The sequence below is a fragment of the Roseobacter cerffii genome, assembly GCF_054226325.1.
In genome coordinates this window covers 2,007,302-2,026,790 of record NZ_CM135757.1, presented here as the reverse complement: position 1 = coordinate 2,026,790, position 19,489 = coordinate 2,007,302, and the positions used below count along the sequence as shown (strand labels likewise).

Here is a 19,489-nt window from a genome sequence, read left to right as displayed (position 1 = left end):
GCCTTTGTCTTTGGTACGCGACCGTCTCACGGCGCCCCGGGCGCGTGCCGATAGCGGGCCAGCCAGATGGTCAGCCCGCCATTCTCAGGATCCTCAGCGACATGATCCAGCACCTCGAAATCGTGTGTCTCCAGCAACTCGCGATAGTCGTCACTGGCGAGGCTCGCATGATAGAGCGCCTCCCCCTCAAACCGCCCCATGGCCACGCCCGCGCGCGGCCCGCTGGTGAAGGTCAGCACCGCCCCTTCGGCTGCATGCCGTGCGAAGACGGGCAACATCGCGCGCTGATCCTCGGGCGTCAGATGAAAGCTGCTGTTCCAGGCCAGGATGCCATCGAACCGCCTGCCCAAATCCAGATCCCGCATATCCGCGGTGATCAGGTCGGCCTCCGGCAGGCTTGCCTGCGCAATCCCGATCAACTCCGGTGACGCGTCGACCCCCGTCAGCACACAGCCGTGATCCACCAGATAGTGACCGATTGGCCTGCCGGACCCGCAGCCCAAATCAAGGACCGCCGCGCCCTCAGGCAGAAGGCGCACAAACCGCTCGAGCCACCTGCGTTCAGGAAAGCGTGCCGTGCGCTGGTCCGCCCAGACGTTCGCATGACGACGGTAGAGACCAATGATCCGGTCGGCATCTGCGGACATGCGTCACTCCCTCACGCCCCCTGCCATCGCCCGGCGTACCCACCGCCGCCTAAGGGATCACTGCGCCGACAGCGCCTGCTCAAGCTGCGGCAAGAACCGCTGCTCATAATCGCTGCCAATGAGCGGCCCCGCAAAGCGGAAGAGCACGGTGCCCTCTGCATCCAGAATGAAGGTCTCGGGTGGTGCCGTCACGCCCCAGTCGATGGCGGTGCGGCCCTGCGGGTCGAAGGCCACGGCGGCAAACGGGTTGCCATCGTCGTCGAGATAGCTTGACGCGTTGCGCGCCTGGTCCTTGAAATTCACCCCGATGATCGGCATCCCCTCGCCTGCCATCTCGAGCAGCTTGGGGTGCTCGGCATGGCAGGGCGGGCACCAGCTCGCCCAGAAATTCACCAGCGTCACCTGCCCCGTCGCCATCGCCTCAGGCGTCACACCGGGGTAGTCGCCCAGCGTATCGGTCGTGATCGCAGGCGCAGGCTGGCCGATCATGGTCGACGGCAGATCGTTGGGGTTGTCGCGGAACATCCCGATGCCCGCCAGCGCCACGAAGCCTGCAAAGATCAGCGGCGGCGCGATCATCAGGGGCGAGATTTTAGGCATCGCGCTTGCTCCTCTGCTCGACCTCCTGCAGCGCCCGGCGTGCGCGGCGCCCCTGCCGCAGGGTCCAGACGATCAACACGACGAGCAGCAGCAGCGACACCCCATAGGCCGACAGCACCGCATCCGCATATTTGCCCAGGTCCGGCATCACAACCGTGCCTCCCGCGCCTGGAGCGCCCGCGTTCGGCGCAGGCGGATTTCCGTGCCCGTGCGGTAGAGCACAAGCGCCAGGAAGATCAGCACGAAGCCCGCGATGCAGACCAGCAGCGGGAAGTAAAACACATCCGCCACGTTCTCTTCCTTATCGAGGCTCAGCGACGCGCCCTGGTGCAGACCCTGGTTCCAGAAGTTCACCGCATAGCGCGACAGCACCGCAAAGACGGACCCCACGAGGCAGAGCACCGACGTCAGATCAGCGGCGGTGTCAGGGTCCTCGATGGCCTCCCAGAGCGCGATATAGCCGAGGTAGAACAGAAACAGGATCAGGAAGGACGTAAGCCGCGGGTCCCAGGCCCACCAGGTGCCCCACATCGGCTGGCCCCAGACTGCACCGGTAAAGAGCGCGATCAGCGTCATCACCACGCCGACCGGGGCCGCGGCCTTGGCAGCCAGCGCGCTCACGTGGTGGCGCCGCACGATCCAGATGAGCGAGGCGACCAGCATCATGAACCACGCGTTGATCGCCATCAGCGCCGAGGGCACATGCAGGTAGATGATCTTGACGGTGGACCCCTGCCGGAAATCATCCGGCGTGAAGAAAAAGCCCCAGATCAGCCCGACAACCAGGCAGAGCCCCGACAACCACCAGAGCGCGGGCAGGATGCGTTCGCTCAGGCCGAGGAATTTCACCGGATTGGCATAGCTCCAGAAGCCGGACGGGCGCTTGGGCGCAGGGGTCTCTTCGGTCATCGACATGAGCCAGATGTAAGCCCTTGCGCGCGCGCGCTCAATGGGCAAATGGTCCCGCTCACCGCAAGTTCACCCGCAGGGCCGCCGCGGACGCAAAGGGCATGATCGCGATGACCCCGGCGGTGATGCCCGCGAGCATCAGGAGCGGTGTCGTGGTCTGCATGCCTTCCGCGCCGCGCCGCGCAACCTCGGCGCCAAAGATCAGCGTCGGCACGTAGAGCGGCAGCACCAGCAGCGACATCAGCAGCCCGCCGCGTTTGACCCCCACGGTCAATGCGGCCCCGAATGTTCCGATCACCGACAGCGCCGGGGTGCCAAGCGCGAGCGAGATCACCAGCCAGAAATACCCCGGCCCCGGCAGGCTCAGCAGCACACCGAACACCGGTGCGGCAAGCACCAGCGGCAACCCGGTGGTGATCCAATGCGCCAGTGCCTTGATGCTGAGCGCGGCCTCCAGCGGCAGCGGCGAGGTGGCGAGCAGGTCCAGCGTGCCATCCTCCCAATCGAGCGCCAACAGCCGGTCGAGCGACAGCAGGCAGGCCAGAAGCGCGCCCAGCCACAGAATGCCTGGCGCGATGCGCGAGAGCAGTTCCGACTGAGGGCCCACGCCAAAGGGCACCAGCACCGTCACGATCAGGAAAAACGCAAGGCCGAGGCCGAACCCGCCGCCTGCGCGAAAAGCCAGCGTCAGATCGCGGCGCAGCAGCGCTTTCACAGGAACGCCTCGTCGCTCGCCCCGGCGCGCGTGTTGGTGGCTGCACGGAAGGGCGTGACATCCAGCACCTGCGCTTCGAGCCCAAGGTCGATATGCGTCGCAATCAGCGCCGAGCCTCCGGTCTCCAGATGCGCTCGCACCGCACCGGCAAAGAGCGCTACGGCGTCCCGGTCCAGCGACACCGTGGGCTCGTCCAGCATCCAGATCGGGCGGCCCGTGATCAGCATCCGCGCGAGCCCGAGCCGCCGCTTCTGCCCCGCCGAAAGCGTGCCCGCCAGCCGGTCGCGCAACGGGTCCAGCGAGAATGCAGCAATCGCCGCCTCGATATCGCGCTGACCAAAGACATCCGCCCAGAACGCGAGGTTCTCCGTGACCGTCAGCATCGCCTTCAGCCCGTCGGAATGCGCGGCATAGGCGATCTGATCCTCACCCGCGATGATCTCACCCGAAAGCGGTGCCTGCAGCCCCGCCAGCGTGCGCAACAGCGTCGTCTTGCCCGATCCGTTCGGCCCCCGGAGGATCAGCGCCTGCCCCGGCGCCAGCGCAAAGGACAGCCCTTCCAGAACGGGCAGCCCGCCCCGGGCGACGCAGAGATCACGGATCGTCAAGGTCATGGCCCAGCGTTAACCGATTGCCGCTGCAACCAAAAGCCCGATCACACGGGGATCAGTGCCAGCGCAATCCGGCGGCCTTCGCTCAGGAGCACGTTGTAGGTCCGGCAGGCGGCGGGTGAGGCCATAACCTCCACGCCCAGCCCCGCCTCTTCGAGCGCGGCGCGCAGATCAACGGGCAGATGCGCGATCTCGGCGCCGGTCCCGACGAAGAGCACATCGACCTCGTCTTTCAGCGAAAGCAGCGCCTCGGCATCCTCATACCCCTGCCAGCTCAGCGTCCCACCGGGACCGACGATCAGGGGCCCGTGAAACACCTCACCACCCACCCGAAAGAACCCCGCCCCATAACCTTCGACAGGTTTGGCATCGGTGAAGGTGATCTCGTTCAGGCGCATTTGCGGCTCCCTAGTGGTTCCAGACCGGCAGGCCGATCAGCACGGCCCCGGCAACAACGGCATAGGCGACACGACGGTAGAGCGTCTCCCGGTTGGGGTCAAACAGCGTCCGCCCGACCAGCGTGCCAAAAGCGTAGGGCAAGAGCAGCACCAGACCGAGCAGCACGGCCTCCCAGCCGATCACCCCCTGCAACGCCATCAGCGGCACCAGCGACAGCGACGACAAGGTGAGAAAAATCAGCGTATTGGCGCGGCTTCGGGTGATATTGTCCTGTCCACCGAGCTGAAAAAGGATCACCAGCGGCCCATTGAGCCCCACCGAGCCCATCATGACACCCGCCGCCGCCCCGATGGTCGCGCGCACCGGCTTTGTCGGCTCCGCCCGATAGCGCCAGCCCGCCATCAGAAACAGCAGCGTGGTCACAATGATCGCCGACAGCACCCAACGGATCACCTCGGTGTCTGCGGTACGCAGCACCCAGATGCCAATGGGCGCGCCGAGGATGGCCGCCCCGACCATGAGCAAGGTGTTGGACCGATCCGCTTCCTTCCAGGCACGCGGCACCAAGGTGACCAGCGACGCCAGCGCCGAAACCGCGAAGGCCCCGATGGCCAGCGGCGGCGCCACCACCGCCGTCGCCACCGGCATGTAAACCAGCGCCGCGCCGAAGCCCGAGAAGCCGTAGACCAGCCCTGCCGTGAATGTCGCCGCCAACACCCAGATCAAGCCGGGGATGGCGACGAGCTCAAGCATCTATATTGGCGTATTGGTTGCCGGAATTGGCGTCGGGCTTCGACCAGTCGCGCTTGACGCCGAGATAGAGCAGCGCGGCAGAGGCCACGAAGATCGACGAATAGGTCCCCACGATCACGCCCCAGATCATCGCAAAGACAAACCCCCGGATCACGTCGCCGCCCAGCACGAAGAGCGCGATCAGCGCCAGCAAGGTCGTCACCGAGGTCATGAAGGTCCGGCTCAGCGTCTCGTTGATCGAGATGTTCAGCACCTCGGCCAGCGGGCGTTTCTTGTATTTGCGCAGGTTCTCCCGCACCCGATCAAAGACCACAACCGTGTCGTTCAGCGAATAGCCCACGATTGTCAGCAGCGCCGCGATGATCGCCAGATCAAAGCGGATCTGCAGTTCGGAGAACACGCCAATGGTCAGGATCACATCGTGCACAAGGGCCAAGACGGCCCCCAACGCAAACTGCCATTCGAACCTTAGCCAGATGTAGACCAGCACCGCACCGATGGCCAAAACCACGGCGATGGCTGCCGTCTGGATCAACTCGCCCGACACTTTCGGGCCCACCGACTCCACTGAGACAAACTTGATATCCGGTCGCACCGTCTGCAGCGCGCTTTCAACGGCGGCAATCACCTCGGGCGTCACCGCCTCCTGCCCTTCCTGCGCCTGGATGCGGATCATCGCCACGTTCTGGTCAGGGCCGAAGGTCGGATCGAACACCTCGGTGATCGACACATCGCCCAGCTCCAGCACCGCAATCGCGTCGCGATAGACACCGATCTCGACCGGCAGCGGGCTTTCCGTGCGGATCGTCGTGCCGCCCCGGAAGTCGATGCCGAAGTTCAGCCCCTGGATCATGAAGGAGGCGAAGGCCACCACCATCATCAGTCCGGAGATGCCCAGCCAGAGTTTCCAGCGCTTGAAGAAATCGAAATTCGTGCCTTGTTTGACCAGTCTCAGACGCATATCAAATCTCGATTGTTTTGGGGCGGCGACGTTCGAACCACATCACCACCAGCAGTCGCGTGACGAAGATCGCGGTGAAGACCGAGGTCAGGATACCCAAACCCAGCGTGATCGCAAAGCCGCGCACGGGGCCCGAGCCCATGGCAAAGAGGATCGTGGCGGTGATGAAGGTGGTGATATTGGCGTCTAGGATCGCGCTCAGCGCCTTTTCATAGCCCAGCTCGATCGCCCGCGCCGGTCCTTTCGAAGTCTTCAGCTCTTCGCGAATCCGCTCGAAGATCAGCACGTTGGCATCCACCGCCATCCCCACCGTCAGCACGATGCCCGCGATCCCCGGCAGGGTCAGCGTGGCGCCAATCAAGCTGAGCAAGCCAAAGATCAGCCCGATGTTGATGATCAGCGCGATATTGGCGAAGAGCCCAAAAAGCCCGTAGCTCAGGAACATGAAGACCAGCACGGCGGCAAAGGCCACCATCGTGGCGACCTTGCCCGCGTCGATGCTGTCTTGCCCCAGCTCCGGGCCGATGGTGCGCTCCTCCAGAAACTCCAGCCCCGCAGGCAAGGCGCCTGCCCGCAAAAGTACCGCGAGGTTAGTCGATTCCTCCACCGTGAACTGCCCGGTGATGATGCCCGATCCGCCCGGAATATGGCTCTGGATCGTCGGCGCGCTCACCACCTCATCGTCCAGCACGATGGCAAAGGGAGAGCCGATGTTCTCCGCCGTATAGTCGCCGAATTTCCGCGCACCCGAGGTGTTGAAGCGGAAATTCACCGCAGGTCGTCCGTTCTGGTCAAAAGCGGGCTGGGCATCCACCAGTTCCTCCCCGGTCACAACCGGCGCCGCTTCGATCGTGTAAAACACGCCGGATTCGTCGAGCGAGGGTACGATCTTGTTGCCGATGCCCGGGGCCGCATCTGGGTTGGTCCCGCGCGTCACGACCGGATTGAACGTCAGCTGGGCGGTGGTGCCAATGATCTCTTTCAGCTCGCTGGCCGAGCCGATGCCCGGCACCTGGATGAGGATCCGCTGGGCGCCTTGGCGCTGAATGGTCGGTTCCCGCGTGCCCACCTCATCGATCCGGCGACGGATGATCTCGAGCGATTGCTGCACCGTGCGCTCATCCGTGGCTAGCTTCTCGGCTTCAGACAGCGACACGATGATCAGATCGCCCTGCGCGCGCACGTCGATGTCATTGGCACCCACCCCGGTCAGCGTCTGCACCGGGCGCGCCAGCCCGCGCACAATCTCCAGCGCCCGCTGCATCCCGGCGGGCTCGCTGATCCGCACCCGCACCTCGTCGTCCGCCGAGGGCTGCAGGCGGATCGTGCCCACGGTGTTGCGTTCGGGCCGCAGCGCATCGCGGATTTCCGGCCAGGCGGCATCCATCCGCGCGGCATAGACATCCTCGACCTGCACCTCCGCCAGCAGATGCGCGCCGCCGCGCAGATCGAGCCCCAGGTTCACCAGCCCCGAGGGCATCCAGTCGGGCCAGAGCCCGCGCTCGGCCTGGTTTTCGGGCGTGTCGGCGCCCAGCTCGATGGCCTGCACCGCATCATTGTGCCGCTCGACATTGGTATAGAAGGCATTGGGCATCGCCAACCACAGACCCACGGCACATGTCAGCCAGATCAGGATCCGTTTCCAAAGGTCGATTTGCAGCATTGATACGCCTTTTCAGAGAGTTACGAGGCGTCGTTACTTCGCCGGTTCGGTCTTGGACATGACGGTCGCGATGGTCGACTGCACCACGCGCACCTTGATCCCGTCGGCAATTTCGAGCTCCAGCTCGTTCTCGCCATCCTTGACCTTGGAGACCTTGCCGATGATCCCACCCTGCGTGACAACCTGGTCGCCCCGGCGCAGCGCGTTCACCATCGCCTGATGCTCTTTCACCTTCTTCTGCTGCGGGCGGATGAGGAGAAAATACATGATCGCAAAGATCAGAATGAGGGGCACAAATTGCGCGAACGCTTCCATGAAATGGTCCTTCCGGGTAGATCGCGGCCGCGGCATCGCACGGGACGCAAAGTTTGGCGGAACCTATGGGCTGAAAAGGCGCTTTGCAAGGGAGGCCGTGCAGGTTTCGCGGCTGCCGCGGACACGATCCTGCAAGGGGCGCACGGAGGGTCTTGGCGCGCGGCGGCAAAGGGCCCACATTCGACGGATCGGACAGCCTTTGGGAGCGCCCATGTCACAGCTACGCACCGCCCTGTGCCTGATCTTCGGCCTGCTCTCGGCCAGTGCCGCACCTCTTGCGGCCGATCCCCTGCCCGCGCTTGGGCTGAAGGAGCGGCAAGGCTGGACAGCCGTGGGCCTCGTGAACACCGCCGGGTACCGCTCCAAGGCCTCCTGCACCGGCACCCTGATCGCGCCCGATCTGGTGGTGACGGCGGCCCATTGCGCCTCCGGCACCCGGCATTTCGTTGCGGGCTGGGACCGGGGCAGCTTTGTCGCGCACCGGCAATCGGCTGAAGCCGTGCTGCATCCCAACTATTTGACCGCGAAGGGCAACTCCCGGTTTCGCTATGATGTCGCCGTGCTGCGCCTCGAGGCGCCGATCTCGCCCCGCGCGGTCGCACCCCTGCCACTCAACGACCAGCCAGCCCTGCGCATCGGCGATCTGACCATCCTCGGCTATCACCGCAAACGACCCCATGTGCTGAACGGTCGGCCAGACTGCCCGACGCTGACCACGGCGCCCGAGGCGGTGCTCATGCTCGGCTGCGAGGTCATCTCGGGCAATTCCGGCGGCCCGGTGCTGGTGCCCATCGGCACAGGCTGGGCGCTTGTGGCCGTGGTTGCGGGCCGCGTGGGCGGCGACGATCCGCAGGCGCTCGCCGTTCCGGTCGATGACTGGTTGATGGACCAGTGGCAGGCCGCGATGGAGCGGGCTGCACAGGCAGCGACCCAATGAAATCTCACGGTTACACAGCGGCGCAAGATCGGTCATAAGCAGCAGAGCGAGACGACTCAGACCAAGGACTGCCGCCATGCATGACATCCGTGCCATCCGCGAAAACCCCGATGCCTTCGACGCGGCCCTCGCGCGCCGCGGGGACGCACCGCTGTCGGCTGATCTGCTGGCGCTCGACGAAGCCCGCCGCGCCAAGATCAGTGCCGCCGAAACCGCACAGGCCGAACAGAACAAGGCCTCCAAGGACGTGGGCGCCGCCAAGGCCTCCGGCGATGAGGCGGAGTTCGAGCGTCTGCGCGCGCTGGTTGGCGAAAAGAAGGCCGAGGTGGCCGAGATGCAGGCCGAAGCCAAGGCGCTCGACGCCCAGCTGACCGACCAGCTGGCCCGCATCGCCAACCTGCCCGCGAGCGATGTGCCCGACGGCGCCGATGAAGACGACAACGTCGAGGTGAACCGCTGGGGCAATCCGCGCAATTTCGACTTCGACCCCAAGGAACATTTCGAGATCGGCGGCGTCGCGGCCTCGATGGATTTCGAGATGGCCGCGAAGATCTCCGGCAGCCGGTTCGTGGTGCTGAAAGGCGCTGTCGCCCGGATCCACCGTGCGCTCGCCCAGTTCATGATCGACACCCATGTGGATGAGAACGGACTCACTGAGATGCAGACGCCCGTGCTGGTGCGCGACGACGCGATGTATGGCACCGACAAGCTGCCCAAATTCGGCGAGGACAGCTACCAGACCACGAATGGCTGGTGGCTGGTACCCACCTCCGAGGTCTCGCTGACCTATTCCGTGGCCGACGACATCCTCGATGAGGCTGCCCTGCCCGTCCGCCTGACCGCGCACACGCTCTGCTTCCGCTCGGAGGCGGGCAGCGCGGGCAAGGACACTTCCGGCATGCTGCGACAGCACCAGTTCGAGAAGGTCGAGATGGTCTCGATCACCCATCCCGACGAGAGCGACGCGGAGCAGAAACGCATGCTGCGCTGCGCCGAAGACCTGCTGGAGCGGCTGGAGATCCCCTTCCGCACCGTGGTGCTGTGTACGGGTGACATGGGCTTTGGCGCGCGGCGCACCTATGACATCGAGGCGTGGCTGCCGGGCCAGAACACGTATCGCGAAATCTCCTCGGTCTCGACCACCGGCGATTTCCAGGCCCGGCGCATGAACGCGCGCTTCCGCCCCGCCGAGGGCGGCAAGCCGCAGTTCGTGCACACCCTGAACGGCTCGGGCCTGGCGGTCGGGCGCTGCCTGATCGCCGTGCTGGAGAACGGCCAGCAGGCGGACGGCTCGGTCACCCTCCCGGCGGTGCTCGCGCCCTATCTCAGCGGCAAGACCACTTTGTCAGCGGACGGCGTGCTGAGCTAGAGGCCGCTTGGGGCGCCGCCCCAGACCTCGGCATAGTTTTAGACCGATGACAATCAGCGGGTCGGCACCACCTCATAGCCCCGCTCTTCCGGCTCGTCGTCCACCAGCTCCTGCGGGAAGCCAGGCGCGCGCACCGCGAGGCCCGTCGCCTCTTCCAGCCGCTCGATCATCCGATCGGACTGGGCGCGGTCGCCATAGCGCGCCTGCCCGTCCGTCATCATCTCGATGATCTTCGGCGACAGCTCTAGCGGCACTCCATGCTGATCCGCGAGCTTCTGGAAGAGCCCGATATCCTTCTGCACCAGATCCATGGTGAAATTCACGTCTCGCGACCCCGAGAGGATCAACTGGCTCTCCGTCTCATGCACGAAAGACGTGCCCGAGGACATCTTAATCGCCTCGTAGGTCATGCCCAGATCGAGCCCCTCCGCCTTCATCACCGTCAGCGCCTCGCAGAGCGTGAGCAGATTTGCGGTGGCGAGGTAGTTTGTCATCACCTTCAGCACGCTCGCCTGCCCGATCTCGCCCACATGCAGCACGCGTCGCCCCATGCAGGTAAGGATCGGCAGAACTCGCTCGAAGGTCGCCCTATCACAGCCTGCATAGATCGAGATATTGCCCGTATCGGCCCGGTGGCACCCGCCCGAGACAGGGCAATCCACCGCAGCACCGCCACGCTCGGCGACGCGGGCGCCCAGGCGGCGCACCTCATCGGCATCGGTGGTCGACATCTCCATCCAGATCTTGCCGCTCCCCACATGCGGCAGCATCTCCTCGACCACCGCCGCCGAGGCGGCAGGCGACGGCAAACAGGTGATCACCGCGTCACAGGCTTGCATCATCGCTGCCGGGCCTGGCCCACGCTGCGCACCCTGCACCACCCTTACATCCACAAGTTCCACATTCAGATCAAAGACCTGCACGTCGATCTTGTTGCGAATGAGCGAGCCTGCCAGCTTGCCGCCCACATTGCCCAACCCGATGAACCCAACCTTCATACCGCTCTCCTGCGCAGCTCGTTTGGCCCGACCCTGCCGGGTCACCGCCCCCCGGGTCGCGCCTGTTTGCGACCTTTGCAATTGACCCATCGCTGCCAGCCCGTAGGCTGACACCATGGCACAGCCCGCCCCGCAGACCGACCTCGACCGCGCCGCCGGGATCGAGGTGACCGACGCTTTCGAGCCCTTCGCGCAGCGCAACGACATCTTCACGCGCGCGTTCTGGGACCCGTCGGTGCGCACGGCGCAAACCGACGCCTTCTTCGCCTCCTACCGGATGGAGGCCAGCCCGCGCCGCGGCGACGGCTTCGGCCAGCGCGATTTCGCCCTGCGCAATGCCTCCTGGCTGATCTCTGACATCATGACCGACCGCTTCGCCGATCAGGGCCGCCGCGAAGGGTTTCAGGCGGCAATCAGTGCCGACACACCAGTGGCACCGGTCACGCTCGCCGTCGATGATCCAGCAGAAATGTCGCGGGAGATCAAGAAAGTGGCGCGCTTCTTTAAAGCGGATCTTTGCGGTATCACCGCCATCGACCCGCGCTGGCATTACAGCAGCCGCATCGACGTGCGCGATCTTTCCGATGCGCCAAATGACCTGCCCGAGGGGCTCACCTCGGTGATCGTGCTGGGTCACGAGATGGATGCGGCGCTGGTCGATACCTACCCCGCGGCCACCGGCGGGGCCGCCACGGGCCGCGCCTACAGCCAGGAGGCGGCAACCGTCATGCAACTGGCCGCCTACATCCGCAATCTCGGCTACGAGGCGGTGCCCTCGATGAACGACACGGCACTCGTCATTCCTTACGCGCTGCAAGCGGGCCTGGGCGAATACGCGCGCAACCAGATGGTCATCACGCCCGAATTCGGCCCGCGCCTGCGGTTTTCCAAGATCTTCACCTCGCTGCCGCTGGCGCATGACACCCCGAAACCGCGGGGCGTGCGCGCCTTTTGCGACATCTGCACCAAATGCGCCGAGGCCTGCCCGGTCAAGGCGCTGCCCTTCGGCCCGCCGGACGTAGGCGGGGCCAATGTCTCGGCCATCAAGGGTGTGAAAAAATGGACGTCGGATGCGGAAAAATGCTTCGGCTTCTGGGCCAAACTGGCCTCTGACTGCGCGATCTGCATGCGCGTCTGCCCGTTCAATCGCGATTTCCGCCGCTGGTCACAGCGCCTGTGGCTGCGTCTGGCCCTCTCGCCGCTCCGTCGTCTCGCGCTTTGGCTCGACCGGAACCGCGGCGGGCGGACCAAACCGAGCGACTGGTGGTCCACCCTCTGAGCCTTAGGGCGTCGAGCGGCGCACGTTGCCATGCCAGTTCTCGCCCGCAATCGGCGGTGCGTTCACCGCCTCCTGCACGTCACCCTGCACGCGCACCTGCGCGATCATCACGCCAAAGAGCACACCCGCCGCCAGAAGCAGCACTGTCTGGGCCAGGGTCCGCCCCCGTGCAGGGGTCCGTTCAAAAGTTGTATACGCCATCTGAGCCTCCTTTCAGGTCATGCCGTTTTGATATGCCTCAGATGTAAAGGATCACGCGCAATTCATAAAACGAATATATGGCATGTTATACATCACACATCGTGATGGTCAGGCCGAGGCCGACACCGCCTTGCAGACCATCTGCCAATACTGTGCCTGAACATCGTCCAGCGACAGCCGCCCGCCTGCCCGGAACCACGTGCTGACCCCTGTCAGCATGGCAATCACCGCCAGCGTCGCAATCTTGGTATCCGCAACGGCAAACCCGCCCTTCTCGACTCCTGCCCGCAGGATCGCTTCGAGCTTGTCTTCATACTGCCGCCGCAGCGCTTCGATCCGCCTGAAGTTCTCGGGCGTCAGGTTGCGCAGCTCCATGTAGGCGATGAATACCGCATCGGGCCGGTCGTGGTGAAAGCCGATATGGAACTGCACGAAATGCTGCAGCCGCGCCTGCGGATCCGCTGCCGGGTCATCCTCGAACGCATCCAGCAGCGCCTCCAGATGGCTCTGCATCAGATCGTAGAGCAGGCTCTGCTTATCCGTGGTGTAATTGTAAAGCGCGCCCACCTGCACCCCCACCTCGCGCGCAATCTCGCGCATTGAGACGGCGGCAAACCCTTGCTGTGCAAATAGCTTCAGCGCCGCTGCCCGCACCTTGGGGCCTGTGATATCGGAGTGTGAGCCTGCTGTGCGCGCCATGGCGCATGATTATCTGAACATCCGTTCAAAACAAAGCCTTCTTGCGCGCTCTGCCCCGCTCGGGCACAAAGCCCATGACAACCGGAGCCTGCCGCATGCGCCTCGCCGCCCTTTGCTTTCTGCTGATCCCCGCTGCCGCCTGCGTGCAGTTTCCCGAGATCGACGATGCCACCGATCAGGTTGCGCGCGACGCCGACTACCCCGATCTGGTCCCGCTCGACACGATCCCCGCGCCCTCCGCCGACGCCCAGACCGAGCGGGAAGACACCCAGGCCACGCTCGAGGCCCGGGTCAGCGGCCTGCAGGCGCGCGCGGCCCGGCTGCGCGGATCGGTGCTCAGCAGCGATGATCGGACCCGCCTCGACACGGACGTCGAGTAGCGCGTTGCACGGGCGCTGCGAACCGGCTACACGGCGCAAAAGAGCTCTCTAGGTCAAAGGAATTGCCGGTATGTCTGCGCCACTTCGTCTTGGGATTGCGGGTCTGGGCACAGTCGGCATCGGCGTTCTGCGCATCATCCGCCAGCATGCCGCCTTGCTGGCCGAACGGACCGGGCGCGAGATCACCATCACCGCGGTCTCCGCACGCAACAAATCCAAGGATCGCGGCCTGCCGCTCGACCGCTACGTTTGGGCAGATGACCCCGTGGCCCTCGCCACTCGCGAGGATATCGATGTCTTCGTCGAACTGATCGGCGGTCACGAGGGCCCGGCCAAAGATGCCGTCGAAGCCGCCCTGGCCGCAGGCAAGGATGTGGTCACCGCCAACAAGGCCCTGCTCGCCATCCACGGCCACGCGCTGGCCGAAGCCGCCGAGGCCGCAGGCCGCGCACTGCGATACGAGGCCGCCGTGGCAGGTGGCATCCCGGTGATCAAATCACTGGGCGAAGGGCTCGCAGGCAACGAGATCACCCGCGTCATGGGCGTGATGAACGGCTCATGCAACTACATCCTCACGCGCATGGAATCCGCGGGCCTCAGCTATGCCGAGGTCTTCGCCGAGGCCGATGGTCTGGGGTATCTCGAGGCTGATCCACAGCTCGACGTAGGCGGCATCGACGCCGCACACAAGCTCGCGATCCTGTCGTCCCTCGCCTTCGGCACGGTGATCGATTTCGACGGCATCACCCTCGAAGGGATCGACCGGGTCAGCATCGATGACATCCACGCCGCCGCCGACATGGGCTACAAGATCAAGCTGCTGGGCGTTGCACAAAAGACCGGCCGTGGGCTGGAACAACGGATGCAGCCCTGCCTGGTGCCCGACAGCTCTCCACTGGGCCAGCTCGAGGGCGGCACCAACATGGTGGTGCTCGAAGGCGATGCGGTGGGCCAGATCGTACTGCGCGGCCCGGGCGCCGGTGAAGGCCCGACCGCCAGCGCCGTGATGGGTGATGTCTGCGATATCGCACGCGGTCTGCGCGGCCCCGTCTTCGGCAAGCCCGCCGCCGCGCTCACCAGCGTGCCGCGGGCCCATGCCGATCTGCCCGCGCCGTATTACCTGCGCATGACGCTCGAGGACAAACCCGGCGCGCTCGCCAAGATCGCCTCGGTGCTCGGTGACGCAGGCGTCTCCATCGACCGGATGCGTCAATACGGGCACGAGGACACCACCGCCCCTGTGCTCATCGTCACCCACAAGACCACGCCCGATGCCGTGACCAGCGCGCTAGCCGCGATGCAGGCCACGGGTGTTCTGTCGGGCGACCCGGTCGCCCTGCGCATCGAAGCTGTCTGACCCTCTGGCCGCGCGGTTGTGCGCTGCGCGCCCTGCCGCTACACCTACCCCCGTATTGTGCCCCCAATAAAGGAATAGTTTCATGGCCGGCCGCGCTCAATTTCAGGACCGTATGCTTTCTCTGGGCCTTGCCCGCGTTTCCGAGGCCGCTGCCCTCGCCTCTGCCCGGCTGGTCGGCAATGGCGACGAGAAGGCCGCCGACCAGGCCGCGGTGAACGCCATGCGCGAACAGCTCAACATGCTCGACATCGCGGGCGTCGTTGTCATCGGCGAAGGCGAGCGGGACGAAGCGCCGATGCTCTATATCGGCGAAGAGGTCGGCACCGGCAATGGCCCCGGCGTGGACATCGCGCTCGACCCGCTGGAAGGCACGACGCTCACGGCCAAGGATATGCCCAATGCGCTCACCGTCATCGCCATGGGCCCGCGTGGCTCCATGCTGCACGCGCCCGACGTTTATATGGACAAGCTCGCCATTGGCCCCGGCTATCCGCGCGATGTGGTCACGCTCGAGATGAGCCCCGCCGAGCGTGTCGAGGCGCTGGCCAAGGCCAAGGGCTGCGCCATGTCGGACGTCACGCTTTGCATTCTGGAGCGACCGCGCCACGAGGATATGATCGCCGAGGTGCGCGCCACTGGCGCTTCGATCCGGCTAATCACCGATGGCGATGTGGCCGGGGTTATGCATTGCGCCGAGCCCAACACCGGCATCGACATGTACATGGGCGCGGGCGGCGCCCCCGAAGGCGTACTGGCCGCCGCCGCGCTAAAATGCATGGGCGGGCAGATGTATGGCCGCCTGCTCTTCCGCAATGATGATGAGAAGGGCCGCGCCGCCAAAGCCGGAATCAGCGATCTCGACAAGATCTACAGCCGCGACGAGATGGTCACCGAAGACGTGATCTTCGCCGCCACCGGCGTGACCGACGGCAACATCCTGCCCGCCGTCAAGCGCGAACCCGGCTGGATGACCACTGAGACGCTGATCATGCGCTCCAAGACCGGATCGGTGCGCCGCATCAACTACCGCACACCGGTCGAGGCGCCGTGATCGCCGCGCGGCCCCCCGCAAGATGATCCGGATGGCGCGGTGAGTTTTCTCGGCGTCGAGCGCAGCCTCACGGGCCGTCGCTGGGTCGGCCCGCCGGTCGAGACCACGCGCGCCGCCGAAGCCCTCGCGCAGCAAAGCGATCTGCCCGATGCTGTCGCTCAGGTGCTGGCGCGGCGTGGCGTGTCCGCCGCCGAAGCGCAAGCCTTTCTCGCACCAGCGCTGCGCGACCTGCTGCCCGATCCGCGCAGTCTGAAGGATATGGAGACCGCCGCCAGCCGCGTGATGGCCGCTTTGCGGGCGCGCGAGAAAATCGCGATTTTCGCGGATTACGACGTGGATGGCGGCGCCTCTGCTGCCCTGCTGATGGTCTGGCTGCGCCAGATGGGCCAAAGCGCCACGCTCTACATTCCTGACCGGATCGACGAGGGCTATGGGCCGAACGAGGCGGCGATGGCCGATCTGGCGGCGGCGCATGATCTCATCCTCTGCGTCGATTGCGGTACGCTGTCGCATGACCCCATTGCCGCCGCCAAAGGCGCGGATGTGGTGGTGCTCGACCATCACCTCGGCGCCGAGACCCTGCCCCCCGCCCACGCGGTGGTGAACCCAAACCGCCAGGATGAAAGCGGCGATCTTGCGCATCTCTGCGCGACGGGTGTTGTCTTCTTGCTGCTGGTCGAGTTGGGGCGCCAGCTGCGCGCCGATGGCCAGTCCGGGCCAGACCTCATGGGCCTGCTCGATCTCGTCGCCCTTGCAACCGTCGCGGACGTCGCCCCACTGGTCGGCGTCAACCGCGCCTTCGTCCGCCAAGGACTGCGGGTGATGGCGCGGCGCGAGCGCGTCGGCCTGGCAGCACTTGCCGATGTGGCCCGGATGGATACCGCACCCACGGCCTATCACCTAGGCTTTCTGCTGGGCCCGCGCGTGAATGCGGGAGGCCGGATCGGCGCTGCAGATCTGGGCGCGCGGTTGCTCGCATGCAATGACCCGCATGAGGCCGCCGCCCTGGCCGAGCGACTCGATCAGCTCAACACCGAGCGGCGGGAGATCGAGGCCAGCGTGCGCGCCGCGGCGCTGGATCAAGCCGAAGGCCGAGGGCTCGACGCCCCGCTGGTCTGGGCCGCCGGGCCCGGCTGGCACCCCGGCGTTGTCGGCATCGTCGCCTCCCGGCTCAAAGACGCGTCGGGTCGCCCCAGTATCGTGATCGGGCTCGAGGACGGCATCGGCAAGGGCTCTGGCCGCTCGATCTCGGGCATCGACCTCGGACAGCCCATTCAGCGCCTCGCACGCGAGGGCCTGCTGCTCAAGGGGGGCGGCCACAAGATGGCGGCCGGGCTCACCGTCGCCGAGGACAAGCTCGACGCCGCGATGGCCCGTTTGGGTGAGCTTCTGGAAAAGCAGGGCGCGCATCTTGCCGGGGCTGCCGATCTCAAACTCGACGGCCTCTTGATGCCCGCGGCAGCGACAGTCGAGCTGACCGAGATGATCGAACAGGCGGGACCCTTCGGCGCAGGCGCCCCTGCGCCCCGCTATGCTTTCGCCGATATGGCCATCCGCTTTGCCAAGCGCGTCGGCGAAAGCCACCTGAAGATCAGCTTCGCCGCACCCGGGGGCCCGACGCTTGAAGGGATCTGCTTTGGCGCCTTTGATGGTCCGCTGGGCCCCGCCCTCGAAGCTCATGGCGGCGCGCATTTTCACCTCGCCGGGCGGCTCGACATCAACACCTGGCAAGGGCGACAAAGCGTGCAACTGCGCCTTGAGGATGCTGCCGCCGTCGACGGCTGACTGCGGCAAGTTTTCTTGATCCGAGGCGTAATTTCCGCTTGCGCGCCGCGCCCGGATTGCCTAATCAACCGCTCACGATCCAGTGGCCCGTTCGTCTATCGGTTAGGACGCCAGGTTTTCAACCTGGAAAGAGGGGTTCGATTCCCCTACGGGCTGCCACTTCCCCGATATCCAGACCAAGATCAGTGTTGCGGAGCTTGCTCGCGGGGCAGCGGTGTTTTCTCAGCATCCGACTCTGCGCGCAGCTCCTCCGAGAAGAACGTATGGCGCCGACGCCCGAGACGCTTTGATTCGTAAAGCGCCACATCCGCATCGCCCAGCAATTGATCCGCCGTCACCACGTCATAATTGCCCGACAAGGTCGTCCCCGCACTGCCCGAGACGTTGCACAACAGCCCCTCAAACACGATGGGCTCGCTCACCCGGTCGATAATCCGGGTCGCGATCTGGTCAATCACCGCGGGCTCCTCCACGTCGCGCAGCAACAGCACGAACTCGTCCCCACCGACGCGCGCAACGGTGTCGTGGCTGCGCACTTCTTTCAGCATGATGCGCGCCACTTCCTGCAGGACAAAATCGCCCGCGGCATGACCCATCGTGTCATTCACCGCCTTGAAGTAGTCGAGATCCATATGCATCAGCGCGAAGTTTTCGCCGTTGACGATCAGATCCGCCAGAATGCGGTCCATGCCGCGCCGGTTGCGCAGGCCGGTCAGCGTATCAGTCAGCGCCTGCTCTTCGGCCGCCACCCGCGCGCCCTGTAGCCGCCGGTTCAACTGCTTCGAGGCCTCCATCGCCGCGGATTTGGCCTCAACCAGATAGAGCATCTCGATGGTCAGATCAGTCGGCGCGAAATCCGCGGATGTGAGCTTATAGTCCTGCACCGCGTCCACGACCGAAATGCCGAAGGACAGGTTGATGATCATCTGGCCGATCTCCGGGCCTTCCATCAGCACCGCTTTCAATTCGCGATGCGGCGGCATACGGAACCGCAGGTGCAGCTTCATGCCCGCCTTCTCGCGCAACGCCTCGATCGAGGAGATTTCGCGGGGCCGCTTGATCTCGAAGATATCGAGGAAGTTCTGACCTACAAGTGATTGATCCGGCAGCAGCTTTTGCGCGGTCGGTCCGGCAAAGCTGATCTGACCATTGCGGTTCAGGATGACATGCATCGGGCACATCACATTCAGCATCTTATAGCACAAGGTCCCGCCGCTCATGACGCCTGCACCCCCAGCTCAAAGCCGCGGCCTTCGGCATAGTCGGTCTCCAGAAGAGCAATCGAGACGGTTTCCACGCCGTCCTGCTCCCCCATGTGCTCCAGGAAGACCAGCGCGCCATAATCATCCGCCATCGCCCGCAGCACGCCGGTGAAGAGATAACCACAGCCCGGAATGTCGCCTTCGCAGGTCAGGCTGTATTGCTGCGGCCCGCGTTCGCGCAGCTCCAGCCGGGGCAGCACCAGATCGGCCACCGCCAGCCGCGCGCGGTCCGGCAGATCGTCCAGAGAGTGCAGAAAATCCAGGAAATTCACCCCGCCAAACCGCAAAAGCCGCCGCAGCGACTCCAGGTTTGGGTGCGACACCAGATAATTCCCGATGTCCTCCATCAATTCGTCATAAGGCCGGTCCAGAATGTCGCTGACAGCCGCCAGAACGCGGGGCGTCAGCGCATCGTCATAGGTCCACATTGCTTCGAAATCGACAAAGCCGAGATCAGCACGCCGCGCCACCGCCGCCCATTGCGGAGCGCCATAACTGTCGACGACAAACCGCTGTATCGCCCTGTTTACTAGCCCGTGCATGACTGCCTCTTTCCATCCTCGCCGGGCGAGAATGGCGGGCGTGGGTTAAAAAATAC

The 19,489-nt window shown here is 65.1% G+C and carries 23 protein-coding genes and 1 tRNA gene; 8 read left to right on the top strand and 16 right to left on the bottom strand.

What is annotated here, in order from left to right; translation table 11 throughout:
- Positions 1-26 precede the first annotated feature (26 nt).
- The 11 genes from ACVC7O_RS09740 to yajC are packed head-to-tail and all read right to left on the bottom strand — an operon-like array spanning position 27 to position 7,573.
- Positions 27-647 carry a class I SAM-dependent DNA methyltransferase gene (locus ACVC7O_RS09740; protein ID WP_458325890.1) on the bottom strand — a complete coding sequence of 207 codons (621 nt, stop codon included), beginning with the start codon at positions 645-647 and terminating at the stop codon, positions 27-29.
- A 57-nt stretch (positions 648-704) separates the two neighbouring features.
- Positions 705-1,247, bottom strand: coding sequence for a DsbE family thiol:disulfide interchange protein (locus ACVC7O_RS09735; RefSeq protein ID WP_458325889.1), 543 nt, complete (start codon positions 1,245-1,247; stop codon positions 705-707).
- Positions 1,240-1,395 (bottom strand): heme exporter protein CcmD, encoded by a 156-nt coding sequence (ccmD, locus tag ACVC7O_RS09730; RefSeq protein WP_458326066.1) that lies wholly within the window; start codon positions 1,393-1,395, stop codon positions 1,240-1,242. The genes ACVC7O_RS09735 and ccmD overlap by 8 nt, the downstream gene beginning before the upstream one ends.
- Complete coding sequence (locus tag ACVC7O_RS09725; protein ID WP_458326065.1) at positions 1,395-2,162, bottom strand: heme ABC transporter permease; 768 nt, start codon at positions 2,160-2,162, stop codon at positions 1,395-1,397. The genes ccmD and ACVC7O_RS09725 overlap by 1 nt, the downstream gene beginning before the upstream one ends.
- 52 nt (positions 2,163-2,214) lie before the next feature.
- Entirely contained in the window at positions 2,215-2,871 is a 657-nt protein-coding gene (gene ccmB / locus ACVC7O_RS09720; protein WP_458325888.1) for a heme exporter protein CcmB, read from the bottom strand.
- Positions 2,868-3,485 (bottom strand): heme ABC exporter ATP-binding protein CcmA, encoded by a 618-nt coding sequence (gene ccmA, locus ACVC7O_RS09715; protein WP_458325887.1) that lies wholly within the window; start codon positions 3,483-3,485, stop codon positions 2,868-2,870. The genes ccmB and ccmA overlap by 4 nt, the downstream gene beginning before the upstream one ends.
- A gap of 41 nt (positions 3,486-3,526) precedes the next feature.
- The gene (locus ACVC7O_RS09710; protein WP_458325886.1) at positions 3,527-3,880 is read right to left on the bottom strand and encodes an Mth938-like domain-containing protein; all 354 of its coding nucleotides are present in this window, start codon (positions 3,878-3,880) and stop codon (positions 3,527-3,529) included.
- Between the two features lie 10 nt (positions 3,881-3,890).
- Positions 3,891-4,634: a sulfite exporter TauE/SafE family protein gene (locus ACVC7O_RS09705; RefSeq protein ID WP_458325885.1), complete on the bottom strand. Its 744-nt coding sequence runs from the start codon at positions 4,632-4,634 to the stop codon at positions 3,891-3,893.
- Positions 4,627-5,595 carry a protein translocase subunit SecF gene (gene secF / locus ACVC7O_RS09700; protein WP_458325884.1) on the bottom strand — a complete coding sequence of 323 codons (969 nt, stop codon included), beginning with the start codon at positions 5,593-5,595 and terminating at the stop codon, positions 4,627-4,629. The genes ACVC7O_RS09705 and secF overlap by 8 nt, the downstream gene beginning before the upstream one ends.
- A gap of 1 nt (position 5,596) precedes the next feature.
- Positions 5,597-7,258: a protein translocase subunit SecD gene (gene secD / locus ACVC7O_RS09695; RefSeq protein ID WP_458325883.1), complete on the bottom strand. Its 1,662-nt coding sequence runs from the start codon at positions 7,256-7,258 to the stop codon at positions 5,597-5,599.
- Between the two features lie 33 nt (positions 7,259-7,291).
- Positions 7,292-7,573 (bottom strand): preprotein translocase subunit YajC, encoded by a 282-nt coding sequence (gene yajC, locus ACVC7O_RS09690; protein WP_458325882.1) that lies wholly within the window; start codon positions 7,571-7,573, stop codon positions 7,292-7,294.
- 211 nt (positions 7,574-7,784) lie between these two features.
- On the opposite strand from yajC, the gene ACVC7O_RS09685 reads away from it, so the two are divergent.
- Together ACVC7O_RS09685 and serS are read left to right on the top strand one after the other, a co-directional pair.
- Entirely contained in the window at positions 7,785-8,510 is a 726-nt protein-coding gene (locus ACVC7O_RS09685; protein ID WP_458325881.1) for a trypsin-like serine peptidase, read from the top strand.
- A gap of 76 nt (positions 8,511-8,586) precedes the next feature.
- A complete protein-coding gene (gene serS / locus ACVC7O_RS09680; protein WP_458325880.1) occupies positions 8,587-9,879 on the top strand; it encodes a serine--tRNA ligase in 1,293 nt (430 codons plus the stop codon).
- Positions 9,880-9,932: 53 nt separating this feature from the next.
- Here serS and ACVC7O_RS09675 read toward each other — a convergent pair whose 3' ends face one another.
- Positions 9,933-10,877 carry an NAD(P)-dependent oxidoreductase gene (locus tag ACVC7O_RS09675; protein WP_458325879.1) on the bottom strand — a complete coding sequence of 315 codons (945 nt, stop codon included), beginning with the start codon at positions 10,875-10,877 and terminating at the stop codon, positions 9,933-9,935.
- Between the two features lie 115 nt (positions 10,878-10,992).
- Here ACVC7O_RS09675 and ACVC7O_RS09670 point away from each other — a divergent pair, with 115 nt between their 5' ends.
- Complete coding sequence (locus ACVC7O_RS09670; RefSeq protein WP_458325878.1) at positions 10,993-12,156, top strand: 4Fe-4S double cluster binding domain-containing protein; 1,164 nt, start codon at positions 10,993-10,995, stop codon at positions 12,154-12,156.
- 3 nt (positions 12,157-12,159) lie between these two features.
- On the opposite strand, the gene ACVC7O_RS09665 is transcribed toward ACVC7O_RS09670, so the two are convergent.
- The gene (locus ACVC7O_RS09665; protein WP_458325877.1) at positions 12,160-12,357 is read right to left on the bottom strand and encodes a hypothetical protein; all 198 of its coding nucleotides are present in this window, start codon (positions 12,355-12,357) and stop codon (positions 12,160-12,162) included.
- Between the two features lie 108 nt (positions 12,358-12,465).
- Positions 12,466-13,056 (bottom strand): TetR/AcrR family transcriptional regulator, encoded by a 591-nt coding sequence (locus ACVC7O_RS09660; RefSeq protein WP_458325876.1) that lies wholly within the window; start codon positions 13,054-13,056, stop codon positions 12,466-12,468.
- 74 nt (positions 13,057-13,130) lie between these two features.
- On the opposite strand from ACVC7O_RS09660, the gene ACVC7O_RS09655 reads away from it, so the two are divergent.
- The 5 genes from ACVC7O_RS09655 to ACVC7O_RS09635 all read left to right on the top strand — a co-directional run bounded on the left by ACVC7O_RS09655 (position 13,131) and on the right by ACVC7O_RS09635 (position 17,788).
- Positions 13,131-13,436: a hypothetical protein gene (locus tag ACVC7O_RS09655; RefSeq protein WP_458325875.1), complete on the top strand. Its 306-nt coding sequence runs from the start codon at positions 13,131-13,133 to the stop codon at positions 13,434-13,436.
- A 70-nt stretch (positions 13,437-13,506) separates the two neighbouring features.
- Positions 13,507-14,793, top strand: a complete 1,287-nt coding sequence (locus ACVC7O_RS09650) for a homoserine dehydrogenase (RefSeq protein WP_458325874.1) — start codon at positions 13,507-13,509, stop codon at positions 14,791-14,793.
- Between the two features lie 82 nt (positions 14,794-14,875).
- The gene (gene glpX / locus ACVC7O_RS09645) at positions 14,876-15,844 is read left to right on the top strand and encodes a class II fructose-bisphosphatase (protein ID WP_299674366.1); all 969 of its coding nucleotides are present in this window, start codon (positions 14,876-14,878) and stop codon (positions 15,842-15,844) included.
- A gap of 39 nt (positions 15,845-15,883) precedes the next feature.
- Entirely contained in the window at positions 15,884-17,629 is a 1,746-nt protein-coding gene (gene recJ / locus ACVC7O_RS09640) for a single-stranded-DNA-specific exonuclease RecJ (RefSeq protein ID WP_458325873.1), read from the top strand.
- 84 nt (positions 17,630-17,713) lie between these two features.
- Positions 17,714-17,788: transfer RNA gene (locus tag ACVC7O_RS09635), tRNA-Glu, on the top strand.
- 23 nt (positions 17,789-17,811) lie between these two features.
- Here ACVC7O_RS09635 and ACVC7O_RS09630 read toward each other — a convergent pair.
- Positions 17,812-18,849 (bottom strand): diguanylate cyclase domain-containing protein, encoded by a 1,038-nt coding sequence (locus tag ACVC7O_RS09630; protein ID WP_458325872.1) that lies wholly within the window; start codon positions 18,847-18,849, stop codon positions 17,812-17,814.
- Complete coding sequence (locus ACVC7O_RS09625) at positions 18,846-19,433, bottom strand: heme NO-binding domain-containing protein (RefSeq protein WP_458325871.1); 588 nt, start codon at positions 19,431-19,433, stop codon at positions 18,846-18,848. Before ACVC7O_RS09625 ends, ACVC7O_RS09630 begins: the two co-directional genes overlap by 4 nt.
- Positions 19,434-19,489: the final 56 nt, after the last annotated feature.

What these genes read in the sequence shown, in the direction of transcription:
- ACVC7O_RS09740 (WP_458325890.1), bottom strand. Translation starts at nt 647, where the DNA reads ATGTCCGCAGATGCCGACCGGATCATTGGTCTCTACCGTCGTCATGCG.
- ACVC7O_RS09735 (WP_458325889.1), bottom strand. Translation starts at nt 1,247, where the DNA reads ATGCCTAAAATCTCGCCCCTGATGATCGCGCCGCCGCTGATCTTTGCA.
- ccmD (WP_458326066.1), bottom strand. Translation starts at nt 1,395, where the DNA reads ATGCCGGACCTGGGCAAATATGCGGATGCGGTGCTGTCGGCCTATGGG.
- ACVC7O_RS09725 (WP_458326065.1), bottom strand. Translation starts at nt 2,162, where the DNA reads ATGTCGATGACCGAAGAGACCCCTGCGCCCAAGCGCCCGTCCGGCTTC.
- ccmA (WP_458325887.1), bottom strand. Translation starts at nt 3,485, where the DNA reads ATGACCTTGACGATCCGTGATCTCTGCGTCGCCCGGGGCGGGCTGCCC.
- ACVC7O_RS09710 (WP_458325886.1), bottom strand. Translation starts at nt 3,880, where the DNA reads ATGCGCCTGAACGAGATCACCTTCACCGATGCCAAACCTGTCGAAGGT.
- ACVC7O_RS09705 (WP_458325885.1), bottom strand. Translation starts at nt 4,634, where the DNA reads ATGCTTGAGCTCGTCGCCATCCCCGGCTTGATCTGGGTGTTGGCGGCG.
- secF (WP_458325884.1), bottom strand. Translation starts at nt 5,595, where the DNA reads ATGCGTCTGAGACTGGTCAAACAAGGCACGAATTTCGATTTCTTCAAG.
- secD (WP_458325883.1), bottom strand. Translation starts at nt 7,258, where the DNA reads ATGCTGCAAATCGACCTTTGGAAACGGATCCTGATCTGGCTGACATGT.
- yajC (WP_458325882.1), bottom strand. Translation starts at nt 7,573, where the DNA reads ATGGAAGCGTTCGCGCAATTTGTGCCCCTCATTCTGATCTTTGCGATC.
- ACVC7O_RS09685 (WP_458325881.1), top strand. Translation starts at nt 7,785, where the DNA reads ATGTCACAGCTACGCACCGCCCTGTGCCTGATCTTCGGCCTGCTCTCG.
- serS (WP_458325880.1), top strand. Translation starts at nt 8,587, where the DNA reads ATGCATGACATCCGTGCCATCCGCGAAAACCCCGATGCCTTCGACGCG.
- ACVC7O_RS09675 (WP_458325879.1), bottom strand. Translation starts at nt 10,877, where the DNA reads ATGAAGGTTGGGTTCATCGGGTTGGGCAATGTGGGCGGCAAGCTGGCA.
- ACVC7O_RS09670 (WP_458325878.1), top strand. Translation starts at nt 10,993, where the DNA reads ATGGCACAGCCCGCCCCGCAGACCGACCTCGACCGCGCCGCCGGGATC.
- ACVC7O_RS09665 (WP_458325877.1), bottom strand. Translation starts at nt 12,357, where the DNA reads ATGGCGTATACAACTTTTGAACGGACCCCTGCACGGGGGCGGACCCTG.
- ACVC7O_RS09660 (WP_458325876.1), bottom strand. Translation starts at nt 13,056, where the DNA reads ATGGCGCGCACAGCAGGCTCACACTCCGATATCACAGGCCCCAAGGTG.
- ACVC7O_RS09655 (WP_458325875.1), top strand. Translation starts at nt 13,131, where the DNA reads ATGACAACCGGAGCCTGCCGCATGCGCCTCGCCGCCCTTTGCTTTCTG.
- ACVC7O_RS09650 (WP_458325874.1), top strand. Translation starts at nt 13,507, where the DNA reads ATGTCTGCGCCACTTCGTCTTGGGATTGCGGGTCTGGGCACAGTCGGC.
- glpX (WP_299674366.1), top strand. Translation starts at nt 14,876, where the DNA reads ATGGCCGGCCGCGCTCAATTTCAGGACCGTATGCTTTCTCTGGGCCTT.
- ACVC7O_RS09630 (WP_458325872.1), bottom strand. Translation starts at nt 18,849, where the DNA reads ATGAGCGGCGGGACCTTGTGCTATAAGATGCTGAATGTGATGTGCCCG.
- ACVC7O_RS09625 (WP_458325871.1), bottom strand. Translation starts at nt 19,433, where the DNA reads ATGCACGGGCTAGTAAACAGGGCGATACAGCGGTTTGTCGTCGACAGT.